The following is a 19,141-nucleotide window of genomic DNA, read 5'->3' on the forward strand; positions in this document are numbered from 1 at the left end:
GCCGCGTGCGCGGTCGCGATGCCCGTTCAGAGCCCCAGGGCCCCCACGACCAGTGCGGTCACGGCCTCACGGTTGCCGGCGCTGTCCTGCCACCGCAGTCCGCGTCCCGCCTCGACCACCACGCCGAACCCCGCATGCACCAGCACCCGGGCCTGGCGTGGATCCAACTCCGGGCAGGCCAATCGCAGTTGCTGCTCCCAGACGGCGATGTGTTCGCGCTGTGCGAGCACCAGGGGCCGTCGCAGGCCGGCCGGCAAGCCGGCGACCTCGGCCTCGGCGACGCTGTTGAGCTCGGTGTACTCAAAGCTGTAGGCCACGTACGTCGCCGCCAGCGCGACGATGGCGGCGGAGGGGTCGCGCACCTCGCGCAGACTCTGTTCCACACCCTGGGCCAGAAGTCCCGCTGCCTGGAGGCATGCCGCCGCCAGGATGTCGATCTTGCCGGGGTAGTGGCGGTAGAGCGCGGACGGGGTCAGTCCCACCGCCTCCGCGATCTGTCCGTTCGTGACGCTGGCGAATCCGTCCCGGGCGAACAAGGGGATGGATGCCGCGAGGATCTCCGCGCGCCGTGTGCGCGGCACCGGCTGGGCGGGCAGTTCGACGGGGTGCGTACCCGGCCGGCCCGCCGCGGGATCGCTCGCCACCACGCGCAGCGCGGACGCCAGCAGCAGTTCCTCGGCCCGGCGTTGGGCGATGGAGGTGTGATGCATGGTGATGGACGCGATCGCACCGAGGGCCGCGACGGCGCGCAGGCGCTCGTCCGGCAGCGGGTGCTCGCGCTGCACCGCCTCGTCGACGCGCTCGACGAGGTGACCGAACTTCGCCGCGAGGCGCCGGCGGTCCTCGTGACTGAGGTAGCGGGCCTCCCACCGGTACACGCCGCCCGACGCGCGGTGCGCGACGGTGATCCGGGTGATCGCGGTGAGCACCTCCGTCAGGGCCGCATCGGACGGCACCTCGTCCAGCGCGGCGACCAGTCCGTCCACCATGACGTCGGCGCACTCGGCGAACAGTGCGTACTTGTTCGGGAAGTGCCGGTACAGGGCGGCGGCGGTGATGCCCACGCCTGCGGCGACCTCCTCCATGGATGTCGTGTGGTAGCCGCGCTCGCTGAACACCCGCCCGGCCGCCTCGATGATGAGTTGCCTGCGGTTGCGGGGCCGGGTGGCCGCGGTCCGGTCGGCGGGCGCGGCCGAACGGGGGGATCGGGAGGCGGAAGCCATGCGGATCAGTCAATCACACGCCCCCAGAAGGCCGGGCTGCCTCGACCCGGACCGGACGCGATGTGACTCCGGCATCACTTGGTGGTGCTGCGAAGCAGCCGCCGTGCGCCGCTGCCCTGCCGCCGCGCGGCCGGTCAGAAGGTGAGGACCGGCTTCACCGCACTGCCGTCCCGCATGGCGGCCACGGCCGCTCCGATGTCCTCGAACGGGAACGTGGTGACCAGCCGGTCGATCGGGAAGAGGCCGCGCCTGTGGAGGCCGGCCAGCTCGGGGATGAAGCGGCCGGGATCGGAGTCGCCCTCGATCACTCCGTGGACCCGGACGCCCTTGGCGAGCAGGCCCATCACGTCGAACGTCACCTCACCGCCCATGCCGAGGAGGGCGAGTTCGCCGCGCGGGCGCAGGGCGCCGACGGCCCGGCGGACCATCTCCGGGCGGCCGGTGGTCTCGACGACGTGGTGCGCACCGCCCCCGGTGAGGTCGCGGAGCGCCGCCGCCAGCCCGTCCCCGGGGGCCAGGGCCGCCGCGGCGCCGAGTTCGACGGCCAGGGCGCGGCGGGAGGCGACCGGGTCGACGGCCACCACCGGGCCGCAGCCCACGGCCACCGCGGCCATCAGAGCGCTCAGACCGACCCCGCCCGCACCCACGACGACCAGCGAGGAACCCGGTTCGGGGCGCAGCCGGTTGAGTACGGTGCCCGCGCCCGTCTGCCCGCCGCAGCCCAGCGGTGCCGCGACTGCGGCCGGCAGGTCGGACGGCACCTTGACCACGCCGCGTTCGTTCACGACGGCGTGCGTGGCGAAGCTGGACTGGCCGAAGAAGCCGGCGCGCAGTGGTGTGCCGTCGAGCGAGAGCGGAGTGGTGCCGTCGTCGCGGCCGCCGGAGAAGTTCAGGGCCTGCGCCGCGTGGCAGTACGCCGGGTGGCCCGCGGTGCACTGCTCGCAGGCGCCGCAACTGGCGAAGGTGAGGCAGACATGGTCCCCGGGCGCGACGCCGGTGACCTCCGCACCCACCGCCTCGACCCGGCCGGCGCCCTCGTGGCCGAAGACCATCGGGGTGAGGTGGCGGGGCCAGGAGTCCCGCATCCCCAGATCGGTGTGGCAGACGCCCACCGCGGCCATCCTCACCAGCACCTCGCGCGGCCGAGGCTCCTCCAGGTCCGCGTCACGGACCGTGAACGGCGCCCCCGGCGCCTCGGTGACCGCGGCGCGGACGCGCCTCACGCGTCCTCTTCGGTACGGGCGCTCCCTTGCGGGGCCTCGGGGGCGAGCTCGAGGAAGAAGTAGTAGAAGGGGCCCTCGGCGGGGACCCCCTTGGCGTTCATGATCCCCATCAGCGTCGTGTCGTCCACCTGCTTGAAGTGGTCGAAGACCGGCCGGCCGTCGTACACCATGGTGGCCGTCTGCTCGCCGCGGAACTCGACGGTCCACAGGCTGGCCTCGCCCTGGCCGAGCTCGCGGTTGGAGTACAGCTCACCCGCCTCGTTCCGGCACATCAGCGGTTTGGCGTCGTGCACGGAGGTGAACGTCTTGCCGTACCAGCCGGCCTCGTCCAGCATGCCGTCGAGGGGGTGACCGGTGCGGAACTCGCCGCCCTTCCACTCGCCGAGTATCTCCTCGGGACGGACGGTGGCCAACGCCGCCCAGATCTCGTCGAGTTCGGCGGGGTCGACCGGGCCGTCCTGCTTCCGGAGCTCCTGGAACCGGGCGCCGGCCTCGTGCTCGTTCATGAGGGTGTCCTCTCGTCGGAGTGTTGAACCACGGATCGTCGGGGGTGCTGGACCACGGAGTGAATCGTCAGGAAGTGTGCGAGGCGGAACCCCGGGAGGCGGAGCTCTGCGCGAATGAGGAACGCTGTGAGAACGGGAACGTGAGGTCGCCGTTGACCGCTCCGGGGTGGCCCACGGTGCCGAGGCTCAGCAGTACATGGCGTTCGGCGACTTCCTCCGCGGTGAGCGGGCCGTCCGCGCGGAACCAGTTGGCGACCCCCTGGCACATGACGAGCACCGAACGCGTCGCGTCGGCCGGGATCGGTGTGGTGAACACGCCCCGGGCGCGGCCCGCCTCGACCGTGTCGAGCAGCATGTGTTCGAGGTAGTCGCGCAGGGCGACGTAGCGGGCCCTGTTCTGAGGTTCCAGGCTGCGGATCTCGGTGTCCAGGAAGGCCAGTTGCTGTCGGTGCGCCATGTAGAGAACGATTGATTCGACCATGCCGCAGAGCCGCGCCAGCGGATCCTCCCCGGCCTCCCCGGCCGCGGCCCGGCACCGGTCCAGGACGTCCTTGATGGACGTCTCCAGCAGCGTGGCCAGCAGCGCCTGCTTGTTCTCGTAGTGGTAGTACAACGCGGGAACGGTGACGCCGACCCGCCCGGCGATGTCGCGGACCGAAGTGCCGTGGTAACCGTGCTCGTTGAAGGCCTCCATGGCGTGCGTCAGGATCGGGTGCAGGTCGAGTGGCTCGTAGGAGCGCCAGTGCTCCGCCGGAGGCGTGGTGTTCTGGCCGGGTTCGGTGCTCAACGGGCTCTCCTCGGGACGGGCGGCGATCGGCGACATCGTACGGCCGTGAGTCCGAAGCCTGCTCCATTCTTCTGCTTAGCGATCGATCAGGAGGGCCGGGTGATCCATACCCGGTCCGATCTCGCTTCCCAGTATGGGACCACAAAAACTCTTGTCGTGCGAGGAGTTGACCCGGCACCGTTGCACTTCTACGTTCTTAGCGAACGCTCAGTAAGGCCCGGTCAATCGGCGATCGCGCCGAGAACCGAGAGAGGAACCCATGAGCCATCACTCCACCGGCCCTCCCGGCCGCGCCGTGGCGGGACCCCTGGACGGCGTGCGCGTGGTCGAACTGGCGGGGATCGGCCCCGGCCCGTTCGCCGCGATGCTGCTCGCCGACCTGGGTGCGGACGTGGTGCGCGTGGACCGCCCCGTCACCTCGCCCCTCGGCGGCGATCCTGCCCATGACGTGACCAACCGCAACAAGCGCTCCGTCCTGGTCGACCTCAAGTCGCCGGAGGGTCCGGGAACCGTACGAGCGCTGGCGGCGCGTGCCGAGATCCTCGTCGAGGGCTACCGGCCAGGCGTCGCGGAGCGGCTCGGTGTCGGCCCGGAGGAGTGCATGGCCGTCAACCCCGCGCTGGTGTACGGCAGGATGACCGGCTGGGGGCAGAGCGGGCCCCTCGCGCCGCTGGCCGGACACGACATCGGCTACATCGCCACCGCCGGTGCCCTGTCCATGATCGGCGCGCCGGACGGACCTCCCGCCCTTCCCGCCAATCTGCTCGGCGACTACGCGGGCGGCTCCCTCTACCTGACCACCGGAGTACTCGCCGCACTGCTCACCGCCCGCGTCACCGGCCGCGGCCAGGTGGTGGACGCCGCGATCGTGGACGGCACCGCACACCTCACCACCATGTTCTGGGGCATGCTCGCCGAAGGCACCTGGCAGGACGCCCGCGGCCGCAACCTGCTCGACGGCGGCTGCCCCTACTACGGCGTGTACGAGACGGCCGACGGCGGCTGGATGGCGGTCGGCGCGCTGGAGCCGCAGTTCTACGCGGTGTTCGTCTCCCTGCTGGGCCTGGACGGGGACGAGCTGCCGGACCGCGCCGACCCGAGCAACTGGCCCGACCTCCGGGCCCGGTTCACCATCCGGTTCAAGAGCGCCACCCGCGAGGAGTGGACGGCCGTCTTCGAGGGCTCCGACGCCTGCGTCGCGCCCGTGCTCTCGCTGCACGAGGCGGCCGGTCACCGGCATCTGGCCGGCCGGGACACCTACACCGAGGCGTACGGCATCACCCAGCCCGCCCCCGCCCCCCGCTTCTCCGACACCCCCGGCACGCTCCGGCTGCCGCCCGCCGTCCCCGGCGCGCACACCCCCGATGTCGCGCGTGACTGGGACGTGCCCGAACTGCTGAAGGACCACTGCTGATGGAACTGTCCTCACCCCTGACGTACGCCGGGGATCCGCGCGCCACCGCGGACCGGGCGGCTGCCCTGGAGTCGGTGGGCCTCGACGCCGTGTGGGTGGCCGAGGCCTACGGCTTCGACTCGCCGACGATCATGGGATACCTCGCCGCGAGGACCGAGCGGATGCGGATCGGTTCGGCCATCCTCAACGTCTACTCACGCACCCCCGCGCTGATCGCCCAGACCGCGGCCGGACTGGACGCCCTCAGCGGCGGCCGCGCCATCCTCGGCCTCGGTGCCTCCGGGCCCCAGGTCGTCGAAGGCTGGCACGGCCGCCGATACGACCGCCCACTGGGCCGCACCCGTGAGGTGATCGAACTCTCCCGGCGGATCTGGCGGCGCGAGGTGATCGAGCACCACGGCATCACGGACATGCCGCTGCCGCCCGAGAAGGGCGGCACCCTCGGCAAGCCGCTGAAGCTGCTGAACCACCCGGTCCGCGACTCCATCCCGGTCCACGTCGCGGCGCTGGGCCCGGCCAACGTCAGGATGGCCGCCGAGATCGCCGACGGCTGGCTGCCGTTCCTGTACGTCCCCGAGCACGCCTCCGAGGTCTGGGGCGGGCCCCTGGCCGAGGGCGCCGCCAAGCGTGACCCCGCGCTCGGCCCGCTCTCCGTCGTGGCGGGCGGCCTGCTGGCCATCGGCGACGACGCCGAGGCGGTCCGTGACCTGATGCGCCCCACCGTCGCCCTGTACGTCGGCGGCATGGGAGCGCCCGGCCGCAACTTCTACCACGACCTCGTCTGCTCCTACGGCTACGAGGCCGCCGCGGCCGCCGTCCAGGAGCACTACCTCGCGGGCCGCAAGAAGGAGGCGGAGGCCGCCGTACCGGCAGAGCTGCTGGAGCAGCTCTGCCTGGCCGGTCCCGAGGGCTATGTCCGCGACCGTGTCGAGGTGTTCCGCGAGGCGGGCGTGACCATGCTCAACGTCACTCCCGTCGGCCCCGACCCCGCCCGGCTGATCGAGCAAGTGAGGAACTGGCTGTGACACTGCAACGAGACCTCTACGGTCCCGACCACGAGGCCTTCCGTGAGACGGTGCGGACCTTCCTCGCCAAGGAGGTGGCCCCGCATCACGCACGCTGGGAGAAGGACGGTGTCGTCGACCGCGAGACCTGGCGCTCGGCGGGCCGGCAGGGACTGCTGGGTATGGCGGTGGGCGAGGAGTACGGCGGCGGCGGGACCGACGACTTCCGGTACAGCGCGGTCCTCATCGAGGAGTTCGCCCGCGCCGGCGCCTCCGGACTGGCCCTGAGCCTGCACAACGACATCGTCGGCCCCTACCTGACCCGGCTCGCCGACATGGAGCAGAAGCGCCGCTGGCTGCCCGGGTTCGTCTCCGGTGACCTCGTCACGGCCATTGCCATGACGGAACCCGGCGCCGGATCCGACCTGCAGGGCATCCGTGCCACCGCCGAGGACAAGGGCGACCACTACCTGCTCAACGGCACGAAGACCTTCATCTCCAACGGCATCCTCGCCGACCTCGTCGTCGTGGTCGCCCGGACGACCCCCGACGGCGGAAGCGGCGGGCTGAGCCTGCTCGTCGTCGAGCGCGGTGCGGAGGGCTTCGAGCGGGGCCGCAACCTCGACAAGATCGGCCAGAAGGCCCAGGACACCGCCGAGTTGTTCTTCGACGACGTGCGCGTCCCCAAGGAGAACCTGCTGGGGGAGGAGAACGAGGCCTTCGGTTACCTGATGGGAAACCTCGCGCAGGAGCGTCTGGCCATCGCGGTCGGCGCCGGGGCAGCAGCCGAGGAGATCCTGGACGTCACCAAGAGGTACGTGAAGGAGCGCGAAGCGTTCGGGCGACCGCTGGCCGCACTCCAGCACATCCGGTTCGAGATCGCCGAGATGGCCACCGAGGCCGCGGTCACCCGCAGCTTCCTCGACCGCTGCGTCGCCGAGCACGGTGAGGGCCGGCTGGAGGCCGTGGACGCCGCGATGGCCAAGTGGTGGGCCACCGAACTGCAGAAGCGGATCGTCGACCGCTGTCTGCAACTCCACGGCGGCTACGGCTACATGAGCGAGTTCAAAGTCGCCCGGGCGTTCCTGGACAGCCGCATCCAGACCATCTACGGCGGCACCACCGAAATCATGAAGGAGATCATCGGCCGCTCCCTGCTCCGTTGAGCGCGGGCCGACTCCCCACGGCAACACCCGTGCTGCGTTCGCGGCTTCCTCCGGATCCGACATGGAAGGCACCCAAGGTGAGCACCGAAGCGTATGTGTATGACGCGATCCGCACCCCGCGCGGTCGCGGCAAGGCCAACGGCGCCCTGCACGCCACCAAGCCGATCGACCTGGTCGTCGGGCTGATCCACGAGACCCTCCGCCGCTTCCCGGACCTCGACCCGGCGGCGATCGACGACATCGTCCTCGGTGTGGTCAGCCCGCTCGGCGACCAGGGAGCGGACATCGCCCGGACCGCCGCCATCCTCGCGGGGCTGCCGGAGACGGTGGCCGGAGTGCAGGAGAACCGCTTCTGCGCGTCCGGACTCGAAGCCGTCAACATGGCCGCGATGAAGGTCCGTTCGGGCTGGGAGGATCTGGTCCTCGCGGGTGGCGTGGAGTCGATGTCGCGTGTCCCCATGGGCAGTGACGGCGGTGCCTGGGCGCTGGATCCGCGTACCAACCACGACACCGGTTTCGTCCCGCAGGGCATCGGCGCCGACCTGATCGCCACCCTGGAGGGCCTTTCCAGGCACGATGTGGACTCCTACGCGGCGCTCTCCCAGGAGCGGGCCGCCGCAGCCTGGAAGGACGGGCGCTTCGACCGCTCCGTCGTCCCCGTGCGGGACCGCAACGGGCTGCTGGTCCTCGACCGGGACGAGCACATGCGTCCCGGCACTACGGCCGACTCCCTGGCCGGGCTCAAGCCGTCGTTCGCCGTGCCCGGTGAGATGGGCGGCTTCGACGCGGTGGCGCTGCAGAAGTACCACTGGGTGGAGAAGATCGACCACGTCCACCACGCGGGCAACTCCTCCGGCATCGTCGACGGAGCCGCCCTCGTCGCGATCGGCTCGAAAGAGGCCGGTGAGCGCCACGGACTGACCCCGCGCGCCCGGATCGTGTCCGCCGCCGTGTCCGGTGCCGATCCCACGATCATGCTGACCGGGCCCGCGCCCGCCACCCGCAAGGCGCTCGCCAGGGCCGGACTGACCATCGACGACATCGACCTCGTCGAGATCAACGAGGCGTTCGCGGCCGTCGTCCTGCGCTACGTCAAGGACATGGGGCTCTCGCTCGACAAGATCAACGTCAACGGCGGCGCCATCGCCATGGGGCACCCGCTCGGTGCGACCGGCGCGATGATCCTCGGCACCCTCGTCGACGAACTGGAGCGGCGCGACAAGCGCTACGGCCTCGCGACCCTGTGCGTGGGCGGCGGCATGGGCATCGCCACCGTCATCGAGCGTCTCTGAGCGTCCCCCTTCCTACGGAGAAGACAGACACATGACCGAGAGCACGACCATCCGCTGGGAACAGGACGAGACCGGCGTCGTCACCCTCGTACTCGACGACCCCAACCAGTCCGCCAACACCATGAACGCCGCGTTCATCGACTCGCTGGACGCCGTCGCGGCGCAGCTGACGGAACGCCGCGACGACATCCGGGGCGTCATCGTGGCCTCCGCCAAGAAGAGCTTCTTCGCCGGCGGTGACCTGCGTGACCTGATCTCCGTCACCCCCGAGACCGCAGGGGCCTCCTTCGAGGCCGGGATGCGCGTCAAGCGCTCGCTGCGCGTCCTGGAGACGCTGGGAAAGCCGGTCGTCGCCGCCATCAACGGCGCGGCACTCGGGGGCGGTTACGAGATCGCGCTGGCCTGCCACCACCGCGTGGTGCTGGACAGCCCGGCCGCCCGCGTCGGACTTCCCGAAGTCACCCTGGGCCTGCTCCCCGGGGGCGGGGGAGTGACCCGCACGGTCCGCATGTTCGGTGTGGCGGACGCCCTGCGGAAGGTCCTCCTGGAGGGCGCCCAGTACGGACCGGCACGCGCCCTGGAGGCAGGCCTGGTCGACGAGATCGCCGACGGGCCGGACGAACTCCTGGCCAGGGCGCGGGCGTTCATCGACGCCCATCCGCAGTCCGCGCAGCCCTGGGACGCCCCCGGGTACCGCATCCCCGGCGGCACTCCTGCGAGCCCCGGGCTTGCCGCGCAACTCCCGGCCTTCCCCGCCCTGCTGAAGAAGAGGACCGGGGGCGCCCCCAGCCCGGCGCCCCGCAACATCATCGCGGCGGCCGTGGAGAGTTCCCAGGTCGACGTGGACACGGCCTTCGTCGTGGAAGCCGGGTACCTGACGGAACTGGTCACCGGGCAGGTCACCAAGAACATGATCCAGGCGTTCTTCTTCGACCTGCAGGCGGTCAACTCCGGCGCCGGACGCCCGAAGGGCGTCGAGGCGCGCAGCGTGACCAGGGTGGCCGTGCTCGGCGCGGGCATGATGGGCGCCGGTGTCGCCTACTCCTGCGCCAGGGCGGGCATCGACGTCGTGCTGAAGGACGTCTCCGCCCAGGCGGCGGCGAAGGGCAAGGCCCACTCCGAGAGGCTGTGTGCCAAGGCGGTCTCGCGCGGCAGGTCGACGCAGGAGGAGGCGGACGCACTGCTGGCCCGTATCACCCCGACCGCCGATGTCCAGGACCTGGCCGGCTGCGACGCGGTGATCGAGGCCGTCTTCGAGGACACCGGCCTCAAGCACAAGGTGTTCCAGGAGGTCCAGGAGGTGCTCGCCCCGGACGCACTGCTGTGCTCGAACACCTCCACCCTGCCCATCACCGTCCTCGCCGAAGGGGTCGAGCGGCCGCAGGACTTCATCGGCCTGCACTTCTTCTCGCCGGTCGACAAGATGCCGCTGGTGGAGATCATCAAGGGCGGGAAGACGGCGGAGGCAACCCTGGCGCGCGCCTTCGACCTGGTGCGGCAGATCCGCAAGACGCCGATCGTGGTCAACGACTCGCGCGGCTTCTTCACCTCCCGGGTCATCGGCCGCTTCATCGACGAGGGCGTCGCCATGGTCGGCGAGGGCATCGCCCCGGCCTCAGTCGAGCAGGCCGCAGCCCAGGCCGGCTACCCGGCCAAGGTCCTCAACCTGATGGACGAGCTCACCCTGACGCTCCCTCGCAGGATCCGCGAGGAGAGCCGCCGTGCGGTCGAGGCGGCGGGCGGGACCTGGAAGCCGCATCCGGCGGACGCCGTGGTGGACCGGATGATCGACGACTTCGGCCGCCCCGGGCGCAGCGCCGGCGCCGGCTTCTACGAGTACGACGAGAACGGCAGGCGCACCCGCCTCTGGCCGGGACTGCGCGAACACTTCACGGATCCCTCTCAGCAGCCTGCCGACCTGACCGAGATGGCGGAGCGGATGCTCTTCGTCGAGGCGCTGGACGCGGTGCGCTGCCTGGAGGAGGGTGTGCTGGTCTCGGTGGTGGACGCCAACATCGGCTCGCTCCTCGGCATCGGCTTCCCGCCGTGGACCGGTGGCGTGCTGCAGTACATCAACGGCTACGAGGGCGGCCTGCCCGGTTTCGTCGCCCGCGCGCGCGAGCTGGCCGGGAAGCACGGTGAGCGCTTCGCCCCGCCCGGACTGCTGCTGCGCAAGGCCGAGCAGGGCGAGACCTTCACCGACGCCTGATCCCCCCGGGCCCACGGGGCCCACCCCGAATCCGCAGCTTCCGAGCACCGGCCGGGCCCCGCGGCCCGGACCGCGGGAGGCCATCAGGGCCTTCCGAAGCGCTCCGCCGGCACGCCCGCCGGGGCTCCCCACCGCCCCGGTCTCCTTTCCTCAGACGTTCTCTTCCGACCCGCAAGGAGGCCCCGATGACATCAGCGCCCCGCACCACCGGCGACCTGCCCGACGACCCTGCCGACCGGACCCTGCCGCAACTCCTGGCTCGTAACGCACATGAGTACCCCCAACTCCCCGGCCTCTCCTGGCAGTCGGCAGAGGCGGACGACGGCTGGTCGACACTCACCTGGTCGGAGATCCACGAGCGGACCCGGAGGCTCGCCGCCGGCTACCTGGCCCTCGGTGTGGGCCGGGGGGACCGCGTGCTGCTGTTGATGTCCAACCGGCCCGAGCACTGGCTGTCCGACCTGGCTCTGGTCCGGCTCGGCGCGGTCCCGGTGAGCGTCTACGGCACCGCGGCCCCCGAGCAGATCACCCACATCGCCCGCAACTGCCGGGCCCGCGTCGCCGTGGTGGAGGGAGCGGCCCAGGTGCCGGTGTGGGAGGCGCTGCTGGCCGACCCCGACACCCCGCTGGAGCGCCTGGTGGTGGCCGAACCAGGCGAGGAGGGCAGCCACTTCCCGTACGCCGCACTGCTCCCCGAGTCGGTGCCGGACGAACTGTCCGGGCAACTGGACGATGCCCGCCCCGAGGACACGCTGACCGTCGTCTACACCTCCGGCACCAGCGGCGAACCCAAGGGCGTCGTCCTGACCCACCGGCAGGTGATGGCCAACGCCCTGGCGCTGGATGCCGTGGTGGAACTGCCCCCGCACGTCGAGCACATCTGCTACCTGCCCTTCGCGCACATCGCGGAGCGGATGCTGGGCATCTATCTGCCCTGCCACCGGGCCTCGCACGTCTACCTCTGCGCGGACCCGACGGGCGTCGCAGCGGTCGTGCGCAAGGTGCGCCCCGCACAGTTCTTCGGGGTGCCGAGGATCTGGGAGAAGCTGTCGGCCACCGTGCGGGGCATCCTCTCCCTGATGCCGGCCGAGCAGAGGGCGGTCATCGACCAGGCCTTCGAGATCGCCCGGGAGCACGTCGGGTACCGCGAGCAGGGCAAGACGCCGCCCGCCGAACTCGAAGAGCGCTACGCGCGTGTCCGTGAGGACGTGCTGTTGCCCATGCTGGCCGCGGGCGGTCTGGACCGGGTGACCTGGTCGGCCAGCGCCTCCGCGCCGATGTCGGTCGACGTGGTGAAGTTCTGGGCCGGCTTCGGCATCGTCATCATGGACGCCTGGGGGCTGACGGAGACCACGGGCGTGGCCACCAGCAACAGCCCGCGGGCCGGATTCCGGCTCGGTTCGGTGGGGCGCCCGGTGGACTCCGTGGAGGTCCGCCTCGCCGAGGACGGCGAGATCCTGGTGCGGGGCTCGTCCGTCTTCTCCGGCTACCTCCAGGCGGACGGCTCGGTGCTGTCCCCCGTGGACGCCGACGGCTGGCTGGCCACCGGCGACATCGGCCGGATGGACGAGGACGGCTACCTCTGGCTCACCGACCGGAAGAAGGAGATGATCATTACCTCCACCGGCAAGAACGTCTCGCCGGCCCTGGTGGAGAACGCGCTCAAGGAACACCCGCTGATCGGCCAGGCGATGGTGCACGGCGACAACCGCTCCTACCTGGTCGCCCTGCTGGTGCTCGACGCGGAGGCCGCCCCCGCCTGGGCCGCGGCCAACGGCGTCGACACGACGGGGGGACCGGCCGGGCTGGCGGAGCACCCCGCCGTCCGGGCAGAGGTGGAGCGGGCGGTCGCCGCGGCCAACTCCCGGCTCAACCGCACCGAGCAGATCAAACGGTACGAGGTGCTGTCGCAGGAGTGGGGCCCGGCGACCGGCGAGCTGACGCCGTCGCTGAAGATGCGGCGCCGGGTCATCCGGGACAAGTACGCCGACGAACTGACCGGGCTCTACGAGGACTGAGCCGGGGCGCCTGCTTCCTTCCCGCATGCGACAGGGCGGTCACCCACCGGGGTGACCGCCCTGTCGCACACGGCCTCCTCAGAGGCCGTAGCTCTTGCCGATGACGTCCCGCTGGATCTCGCTGGTCCCGCCGTAGACCGTAGAGACCACCGCGGCCCGCAGATGGCGTTCCATGTCGAACTCCGTGGTGTAGCCGTAACCACCCATCATCTGCATGCCCTCCAGCGCGGCTCGCTTGGCGATCTCGGTCGCCTTCAGCTTGGCCATCGACGCCTCGCGCGGGAACAGCTTGTCCGGCTGGGCGTCGCAGTCCAGAGCCACCTCACGCACCAGCAGCCTGGTGCACTCGAGCTCGGTGGCGAGGTCGGCGATCCGGTGCCGCAGCGCCTGGAAGGAGCCGACGGGCCGGCCGAACTGCTCGCGCTCGCGGACGTAGGTGACCGCGTCGTCGAAGGCGCGTCGCGCGAGGCCCAGCATGTTCGCGGCCAGGAAGAGCCGCTCGTGGTTCAGCCCGGCCATCAACTGCCGCCAGCCGTTGTCCACCTGGCCGACGACCGCGGCGGCGGGCAGCCGCACGCCGGTGAGGAAGACGTCGTTGACCTCCCGGCCGCCCATGGTGTCGATGCGCCGCACCTCCACTCCCGCGGTGCCGGCCGGCAGATGGAACATGGTCAGGCCGCCGTGCTTGTCCTCGCCGGTGCGGGCCACCAGCAGGATGTGCTTCGCGCAGTGCGCGTTGGAGATCCAGGTCTTCTGGCCGTCGATCACCCACGTGCCGTCCGCCTCCTGCCGGGCCTGGCAGCGCAGCGCGCCGACGTCGGACCCGGCCCCCGGCTCCGACATGGCGATGGCCAGCACCTCACCGCTCACGGCGCCGGTCAGCACCTCCTGCCGCTGCTGCTCGGTGCCGAACTTCTCGTACGCCTTCGCGGCGATGACGGTGGTGATGAAACCCCCGGCCGGGACCATCCCGTACGAGGTCTCCTCCAGGAAGAGGCAGGAGTCGGCCAGCCCGCCGCCGGATCCTCCGTACTCCTCGGGCAGACACACCCCGAGCCAGCCCAGCTCGGCGAGCCTGCCGTACAGCTCGGGGTTGTGGGCTTCACGGCCGTGCGAGGTCAGCGCGTCCCGCTGCTCCCTGGTGCCGCACTCCCGCTTGGCGAAATCTCGGACGGCCGCGACGAAATCGGCCTGCTCTTCGGTGAGGCGACTGCCCATCAGGTCCTCCGTGGTCCGTATGCGTGATACGAAGTTATGGTAAGCGTTTCATTATCTCTACGGGAAGGGTTCGCCGGTATCGTGAGGGTCATGAGAACTGACACGAACGACCCGGGGCTCACCCGGGCCATCGCCCAGCCGGAGACGGAGGACCGTACGGCGCTGCGGATCCTCGACGCCGCACTGGAGCAGTTCACCCTTCTGGGCCTGCGCCGCTCCTCCGTGGACGATGTCGCCAAGCGCGCCGGGGTCTCCCGCGTCACCGTCTTCAGGCGGTTCCAGACGAAGGACAACCTGGTCGAGGCGACCCTGCTGCGCGAGCTCGACCGGTTCTTCCAGCGGCTGGACGCGGCGGTGGCGGCGCTGCCGACCATGGAGGAGCGGGTCGTCGAGGGCTTCGTGGTGGCCCTGCGCCACACCAGGGCCCATCCGCTCTTCGGTGGCCTGCTGCGTCTCGAACCCGAGGTCGTGCTGCCCTATCTGACCGTGCAGGGCGGTTTCTCGCTCTCCGCCACGGTCACCTACCTGACGGGCCACCTGCGCCGCGCCCAGCAGGCCGAGGGTCGCCGTGACGAGGACCCGCAGCCGGTCGCCGAGCTCATGGTGCGCGTCGCCGTCTCGTTCCTCCTCAACCCCGCAAGCTGCATCGAGATGGACGACGAGGACCAGGCCCGGGCCTTCGCCCGCCGCTACCTGGCACCGCTGCTGGACGCCTGACCGGCCGGACCCGCGCGGAGGGTCCGGCCGGCGGGGCGCAGCCGTTCAACGGCGTCGGTGCAGTGCCCGGGCCAGCCGCACCGCGCGCTCCCGCGTGGCGGCCGGAACGTCGAAGGAGGTCAGCGCGATCGGCGGGGTGAACCGCTGCACCGTGGTCGACTGCACGGAGGTGAAGGAACGCAGTCCTTCCTCGCCGTGGAGCCGCCCGAAGCCGGAGTCCTGCGAACCGCCGAACGGCAGCGCCGGCACCGCCGCGAAGCCCAGCACCGAGTTCACCGACACCGCCCCCGCGCGCAGCCGCGCCGCGATCGCCGCACCGGCGCGTCCGCTGCGGCAGAACACCGCGGCTCCCAGGGCGTAACGCGAGGCGTTCGCCCGCTCCACCGCCTCGTCCACGTCGGCCACCGCGTTGACCACCACGACCGGCCCGAAGGTCTCCTCCGTCATCGCCGCCGCGTCCTCCGGAACGCCGGTCAGCACGACCGGCGCGACGTACGGGGCGCGAATCGACTCGGGCCCGCCCAGCAGGGCACGCGCACCCGCCGAGACCGCACCGGTCACATGACGTTCGACGATCGCGACCTGGCCCGGCAGCGTCATCGGGCCGTACGCGGCGTCCGCCTCGGCGCCCGGCCGCAGCGCCTCGGCCCGCTTGACCACCCGTTCGCACAGCGCCGCGTGGATCTCACGCACCGCATAGACGCGCTCGACCCCCGCGCAGGTCTGGCCCGCGTTGCTCAGCGCACCCCACACGATCGCATCCGCCGCCGCGTCGAGGTCCGCGTCCGCGGTGACGATCACCGCGTCCTTCCCGCCGCACTCGGCGAGGAACGGCGTCAGCGTCTCGGCGCAGACCGCCATCACCTTGCGAGCGGTCCCCGGCGAACCGGTGAACGCCAGCTTGTCGACCCCGGACCGGGCCAGAGCATCCCCGGTGGACGCCGCTCCGGTGACGGTGGTGAGCAGCCCGGCGTGCTCGGGCACGGCGGCGTCGAAGAGCCCGGCCAGCAGGACGCCGGTGCCCGGGGTCAGCTCGGACGGCTTGAAGACCACGGCGTTTCCTGCGGCCAGCGCGTAGCCGATGGAGCCCATCGGGGTGTACAGGGGGTAGTTCCAGGGGCCGATCACGCCGATCACGCCCAGCGGCCGGTGCACCAGCGAGGCCCGCTGGTGGACGGTGAACAGTCCGGTGCCCGCCTTCCTCCGGCGCAGCACGCGTCCGGCGTTGCGCGCGGCCCAGGCCAGGTGCTCCAGCGTGAGGACGACCTCCAGTGCGGCGTCGCCGGCCGGCTTGCCGGTCTCCTCGGCGATGGTGCGGGCCACCGCGTCCAGGTCGGTGGCGATGGCCTTCTTCCAGCGCAACAGGTGGTCACGGCGCCGGGACGCGGGCAGTGCCGCCCAGCCGGCCTGGGCGGCCCGGGCCCGGGCCGTGGCGCGGGAGACCTCTTCCGGCCCGTTCAGCGGGTGTTCGGCGATCGGCTCGCCGGTGGCGGGGGAGTGCGTGGTGAAGGTCGCGACGGACGGCGCTGCGACCGGGGTGGTGTCGGGCATCGGGTCTCCTGACGGGGAACGCGAAGGGCGGACGACCGCTGTTCCTGATCTCGCGGGGAGTATCTCGTGAGTCGAAGATACTGAAACTATTGAGTTGTTTCATCGGCCGTCAATACTCCCGACGTGATGGAGGCGCGGAAGGCGCCCCGGCGGCGCCTTCGCGCCCGTCCCCGCTCAGCCCGCCAGTTCCCCGAGCAGTTCCCAGGTCCGCCGCCGGTCGTCCTCTCCGGCCAGGTCCGTCCCCGAGAACACCACCTCGGTCGCCCCGGCGTCCCGGTAACGCCGGACCTCGGCGGCCACCGCCTTCTCGTCGCCGATCACGGCCACGTCACCGGCCCGTGCGGCGCCCGAGAGCTCGACGACCCGCGCGTACGACGGGAACTGTTCGTAGAACGCGAGCTGCTCCGTGGCAGTCCGGCGGGCGGCTTCGGTGTCGCCCGTGACCACGCCGTGCACCAGTGCCACGATCCGGGGCGCGGGGCGGCCCGCGGCCTCGGCGGCGGCGGTGACCGCCGGGACGATGTGCTCGGCGAGGGCCCGGGGACCCGCGAGGTAGGGCAGGATCCCGTCCGCCAGCTCGCCGCTGGCCCGCAGCGCCTGCGGGCCCATCGCGGCCACGAGCAGGGGGACGCCGCCCTCCGCCCCGGGCACGCGCGCGGGGAGCGGGGTCGTCGCCGTGAGCAGCTCGCCGTGGAAGTCGGCGCTGCCGGTCTCGGTGAGCTGCCGCAGCGCGGTGAGGAACTCGCGCAGGCGGGCGATGGGGCGCTCGTAGGGGATGCCGAAGCCGGCCTCGGTCAGCGGCTTCGTGCCGAGCGCGAGCCCGAGGTGGTAACGGCCGTGCGTGGCCGCCTGCGCGGTCTGGGCCTGGCTGGAGACCAGCAGCGGATGGCGTCCGAAGACCGGGATCGCGGACGTGCCCACCTGGAGTCCGGGCACCTCGCGCCCGACGATCGCCGCGAGCTGGGGGGAATCCGCGCCGAAGGTCTGCCCGAACCAGGCGGACCGCAGCCCCGCGGCGGCGGCCTCCCCGGCGAGCTGCACGGTGGCGTCGATCTGGTTGGCGGATCCGGTCGCGCTGAGCGCTACTCCCACAGTCATGTCAGTGGAGAACCAGGGGTGTTGGCGGCACATTCCGGTTCCCGTATGACGACTTCATGTCCGCTGCGTGAACCCGGTCGAGCTCCGGCCGGCCCGCCCGCATCGCCTGGCTCCGCGCACTCCGTGACCGTCGGGCGGCACCGTTTGGAAGATCAAAAGACCGACGGGTTACCATATGAGCGCCGCCTAGCTCGAAAGATAAACCTGTGACTGTCAATGACGACTCGTTCACCAATTGGATGCACCGCGAAGAGATCGCGGAGTCGATGATCCCGATCATCGGGAAGCTGCACCGCGAGAGGGACGTCACCGTCCTTCTGCACAGCCGCTCCCTGGTGAACAAGTCGGTGGTGAGCATCCTCAAGACCCACCGATTCGCCCGGCAGATCGACGGCGAGGAGCTCTCGGTCACCGAGACCCTGCCGTTCCTCCAGGCCCTCACCACCCTCGATCTCGGCCCCTCCCAGATCGACATCGGCATGCTCGCCGCGACGTACAAGGCCGATGACCGCGGCCTTTCCGAGGCGGAGTTCACCGCCGGTGCGGTCGCGGGCGCCACGGGTGCCAACAAGATCGAGCGCCGCGAGTCCCGTGACGTCGTGCTGTACGGCTTCGGCCGCATCGGCCGTCTGCTGGCCCGGCTGCTCATCGAGAAGGCCGGTTCCGGCAACGGTCTGCGGCTGCGCGCCATCGTCGTCCGCAAGGGTGCGGGCCAGGACATCGTGAAGCGCGCCTCGCTGCTGCGCCGTGACTCCATCCACGGTCAGTTCCAGGGCACGATCACCGTCGACGAGGCGAACAACAAGATCATCGCCAATGGCAACGAGATCCAGGTGATCTACTCCGACGACCCGACGTCGGTGGACTACACGGCGTACGGCATCAACGACGCCATCCTGATCGACAACACCGGCAAGTGGCGTGACCGCGAGGGCCTCTCGAACCACCTGCGCCCGGGCATCGACAAGGTCGTCCTGACCGCGCCGGGCAAGGGCGACGTCCTCAACGTCGTGCACGGCGTCAACCACGACATGATCAAGCCGGACGAGCAGATCATCTCGTGCGCCTCGTGCACCACCAACGCGATCGTCCCGCCGCTCAAGGCGATGGCGGACGAGTACGGCGTCCTGCGCGGGCACGTGGAGACGATCCACTCGTTCACCAACGACCAGAACCTGCTGGACAACTACCACAACTCCGACCGCCGCGGCCGCTCCGCGCCGCTCAACATGGTGATCACCGAGACCGGTGCCGCCTCCGCCGTCGCCAAGGCCCTTCCCGACCTCGAAGCGACGATCACGGGCAGCTCCATCCGGGTGCCGGTGCCGGACGTCTCGATCGCCATCCTGAGCCTGAAGCTCGGCCGCGAGACGAACCGCGAAGAGGTCCTGGACTACCTCCGCGACGTGTCGCTCACCTCGCCGCTCAAGCGTCAGATCGACTTCACGACCGCTCCCGACGCGGTGTCGAGCGACTTCATCGGCTCACGCCACGCCTCCATCGTCGACGCGGGCCCCACCCAGGTCGACGGCGACAACGCGATCCTCTACCTCTGGTACGACAACGAGTTCGGCTACTCCTGCCAGGTCATCCGGGTCGTGCAGTACGTCTCCGGCGTGGAGTACCCCACGTACCCCGAACCGGTCCACTGATCCCGGCGCTTCGCCGACACCACGAGGACCGGCCCCACCCGCATCGACGGATGGGACCGGCCC

15 protein-coding genes are annotated in these 19,141 nt (G+C 71.1%); 8 read left to right on the forward strand and 7 right to left on the reverse strand.

The features are described from left to right. Positions 1-26: 26 nt before the first annotated feature. The 4 genes from OG446_RS33915 to OG446_RS33930 all read right to left on the reverse strand — a co-directional run bounded on the left by OG446_RS33915 (position 27) and on the right by OG446_RS33930 (position 3,739). A complete protein-coding gene (locus tag OG446_RS33915; RefSeq protein WP_328897616.1) occupies positions 27-1,223 on the reverse strand; it encodes a TetR/AcrR family transcriptional regulator in 1,197 nt (398 codons plus the stop codon). Positions 1,224-1,357: 134 nt separating this feature from the next. After that, a complete protein-coding gene (locus OG446_RS33920) occupies positions 1,358-2,446 on the reverse strand; it encodes an NAD(P)-dependent alcohol dehydrogenase (RefSeq protein ID WP_328897617.1) in 1,089 nt (362 codons plus the stop codon). Beyond that, positions 2,443-2,952, reverse strand: a complete 510-nt coding sequence (locus OG446_RS33925) for a DUF4334 domain-containing protein (protein WP_328897618.1) — start codon at positions 2,950-2,952, stop codon at positions 2,443-2,445. The genes OG446_RS33920 and OG446_RS33925 overlap by 4 nt, the downstream gene beginning before the upstream one ends. 67 nt (positions 2,953-3,019) lie before the next feature. Continuing rightward, positions 3,020-3,739, reverse strand: a complete 720-nt coding sequence (locus OG446_RS33930; RefSeq protein ID WP_328897619.1) for a TetR/AcrR family transcriptional regulator — start codon at positions 3,737-3,739, stop codon at positions 3,020-3,022. Between the two features lie 259 nt (positions 3,740-3,998). Here OG446_RS33930 and OG446_RS33935 point away from each other — a divergent pair, with 259 nt between their 5' ends. The 6 genes from OG446_RS33935 (at position 3,999) to OG446_RS33960 (ending at position 12,842) form a co-directional block, all read left to right on the forward strand. Beyond that, complete coding sequence (locus OG446_RS33935; protein ID WP_328897620.1) at positions 3,999-5,153, forward strand: CaiB/BaiF CoA transferase family protein; 1,155 nt, start codon at positions 3,999-4,001, stop codon at positions 5,151-5,153. After that, positions 5,153-6,178: an LLM class F420-dependent oxidoreductase gene (locus OG446_RS33940; RefSeq protein ID WP_328897621.1), complete on the forward strand. Its 1,026-nt coding sequence runs from the start codon at positions 5,153-5,155 to the stop codon at positions 6,176-6,178. The genes OG446_RS33935 and OG446_RS33940 overlap by 1 nt, the downstream gene beginning before the upstream one ends. After that, the gene (locus tag OG446_RS33945) at positions 6,175-7,323 is read left to right on the forward strand and encodes an acyl-CoA dehydrogenase family protein (RefSeq protein WP_443050248.1); all 1,149 of its coding nucleotides are present in this window, start codon (positions 6,175-6,177) and stop codon (positions 7,321-7,323) included. Before OG446_RS33940 ends, OG446_RS33945 begins: the two co-directional genes overlap by 4 nt. Positions 7,324-7,400: 77 nt before the next feature. Continuing rightward, positions 7,401-8,615 carry an acetyl-CoA C-acetyltransferase gene (locus tag OG446_RS33950; protein WP_328897622.1) on the forward strand — a complete coding sequence of 405 codons (1,215 nt, stop codon included), beginning with the start codon at positions 7,401-7,403 and terminating at the stop codon, positions 8,613-8,615. Positions 8,616-8,646: 31 nt separating this feature from the next. Next, on the forward strand, positions 8,647-10,824 hold the full coding sequence (locus OG446_RS33955) for a 3-hydroxyacyl-CoA dehydrogenase NAD-binding domain-containing protein (protein ID WP_328897623.1): 2,178 nt from the start codon (positions 8,647-8,649) through the stop codon (positions 10,822-10,824). Between the two features lie 185 nt (positions 10,825-11,009). Then, the gene (locus tag OG446_RS33960; RefSeq protein WP_328897624.1) at positions 11,010-12,842 is read left to right on the forward strand and encodes an AMP-dependent synthetase/ligase; all 1,833 of its coding nucleotides are present in this window, start codon (positions 11,010-11,012) and stop codon (positions 12,840-12,842) included. Between the two features lie 78 nt (positions 12,843-12,920). Here the strand turns inward: OG446_RS33960 and OG446_RS33965 are convergent, their stop codons facing one another. Continuing rightward, positions 12,921-14,060 carry an acyl-CoA dehydrogenase family protein gene (locus tag OG446_RS33965; RefSeq protein WP_328897625.1) on the reverse strand — a complete coding sequence of 380 codons (1,140 nt, stop codon included), beginning with the start codon at positions 14,058-14,060 and terminating at the stop codon, positions 12,921-12,923. A gap of 90 nt (positions 14,061-14,150) precedes the next feature. Between OG446_RS33965 and OG446_RS33970 the strand changes: the two genes are divergently transcribed. Further along, positions 14,151-14,777, forward strand: a complete 627-nt coding sequence (locus OG446_RS33970; protein WP_328897626.1) for a TetR/AcrR family transcriptional regulator — start codon at positions 14,151-14,153, stop codon at positions 14,775-14,777. A gap of 45 nt (positions 14,778-14,822) precedes the next feature. Here OG446_RS33970 and OG446_RS33975 read toward each other — a convergent pair whose 3' ends face one another. Both OG446_RS33975 and OG446_RS33980 read right to left on the reverse strand, forming a co-directional pair. Then, on the reverse strand, positions 14,823-16,328 hold the full coding sequence (locus OG446_RS33975; RefSeq protein WP_328897627.1) for an aldehyde dehydrogenase family protein: 1,506 nt from the start codon (positions 16,326-16,328) through the stop codon (positions 14,823-14,825). Between the two features lie 174 nt (positions 16,329-16,502). After that, on the reverse strand, positions 16,503-17,426 hold the full coding sequence (locus OG446_RS33980; RefSeq protein ID WP_328897628.1) for a TIGR03564 family F420-dependent LLM class oxidoreductase: 924 nt from the start codon (positions 17,424-17,426) through the stop codon (positions 16,503-16,505). Between the two features lie 206 nt (positions 17,427-17,632). Between OG446_RS33980 and OG446_RS33985 the strand changes: the two genes are divergently transcribed. Beyond that, positions 17,633-19,078, forward strand: a complete 1,446-nt coding sequence (locus OG446_RS33985; RefSeq protein WP_328897629.1) for a glyceraldehyde-3-phosphate dehydrogenase — start codon at positions 17,633-17,635, stop codon at positions 19,076-19,078. Positions 19,079-19,141 lie beyond the last annotated feature (63 nt).

The sequence above is a fragment of the Streptomyces sp. NBC_00236 genome (assembly GCF_036195045.1).
Classification (GTDB): Bacteria; Actinomycetota; Actinomycetes; order Streptomycetales; family Streptomycetaceae; genus Streptomyces.

What these genes read in the sequence shown, in the direction of transcription:
- OG446_RS33915 (WP_328897616.1), bottom strand. Translation starts at nt 1,223, where the DNA reads ATGGCTTCCGCCTCCCGATCCCCCCGTTCGGCCGCGCCCGCCGACCGG.
- OG446_RS33925 (WP_328897618.1), bottom strand. Translation starts at nt 2,952, where the DNA reads ATGAACGAGCACGAGGCCGGCGCCCGGTTCCAGGAGCTCCGGAAGCAG.
- OG446_RS33935 (WP_328897620.1), top strand. Translation starts at nt 3,999, where the DNA reads ATGAGCCATCACTCCACCGGCCCTCCCGGCCGCGCCGTGGCGGGACCC.
- OG446_RS33940 (WP_328897621.1), top strand. Translation starts at nt 5,153, where the DNA reads ATGGAACTGTCCTCACCCCTGACGTACGCCGGGGATCCGCGCGCCACC.
- OG446_RS33955 (WP_328897623.1), top strand. Translation starts at nt 8,647, where the DNA reads ATGACCGAGAGCACGACCATCCGCTGGGAACAGGACGAGACCGGCGTC.
- OG446_RS33960 (WP_328897624.1), top strand. Translation starts at nt 11,010, where the DNA reads ATGACATCAGCGCCCCGCACCACCGGCGACCTGCCCGACGACCCTGCC.
- OG446_RS33965 (WP_328897625.1), bottom strand. Translation starts at nt 14,060, where the DNA reads ATGGGCAGTCGCCTCACCGAAGAGCAGGCCGATTTCGTCGCGGCCGTC.
- OG446_RS33970 (WP_328897626.1), top strand. Translation starts at nt 14,151, where the DNA reads ATGAGAACTGACACGAACGACCCGGGGCTCACCCGGGCCATCGCCCAG.
- OG446_RS33975 (WP_328897627.1), bottom strand. Translation starts at nt 16,328, where the DNA reads ATGCCCGACACCACCCCGGTCGCAGCGCCGTCCGTCGCGACCTTCACC.
- OG446_RS33980 (WP_328897628.1), bottom strand. Translation starts at nt 17,426, where the DNA reads ATGACTGTGGGAGTAGCGCTCAGCGCGACCGGATCCGCCAACCAGATC.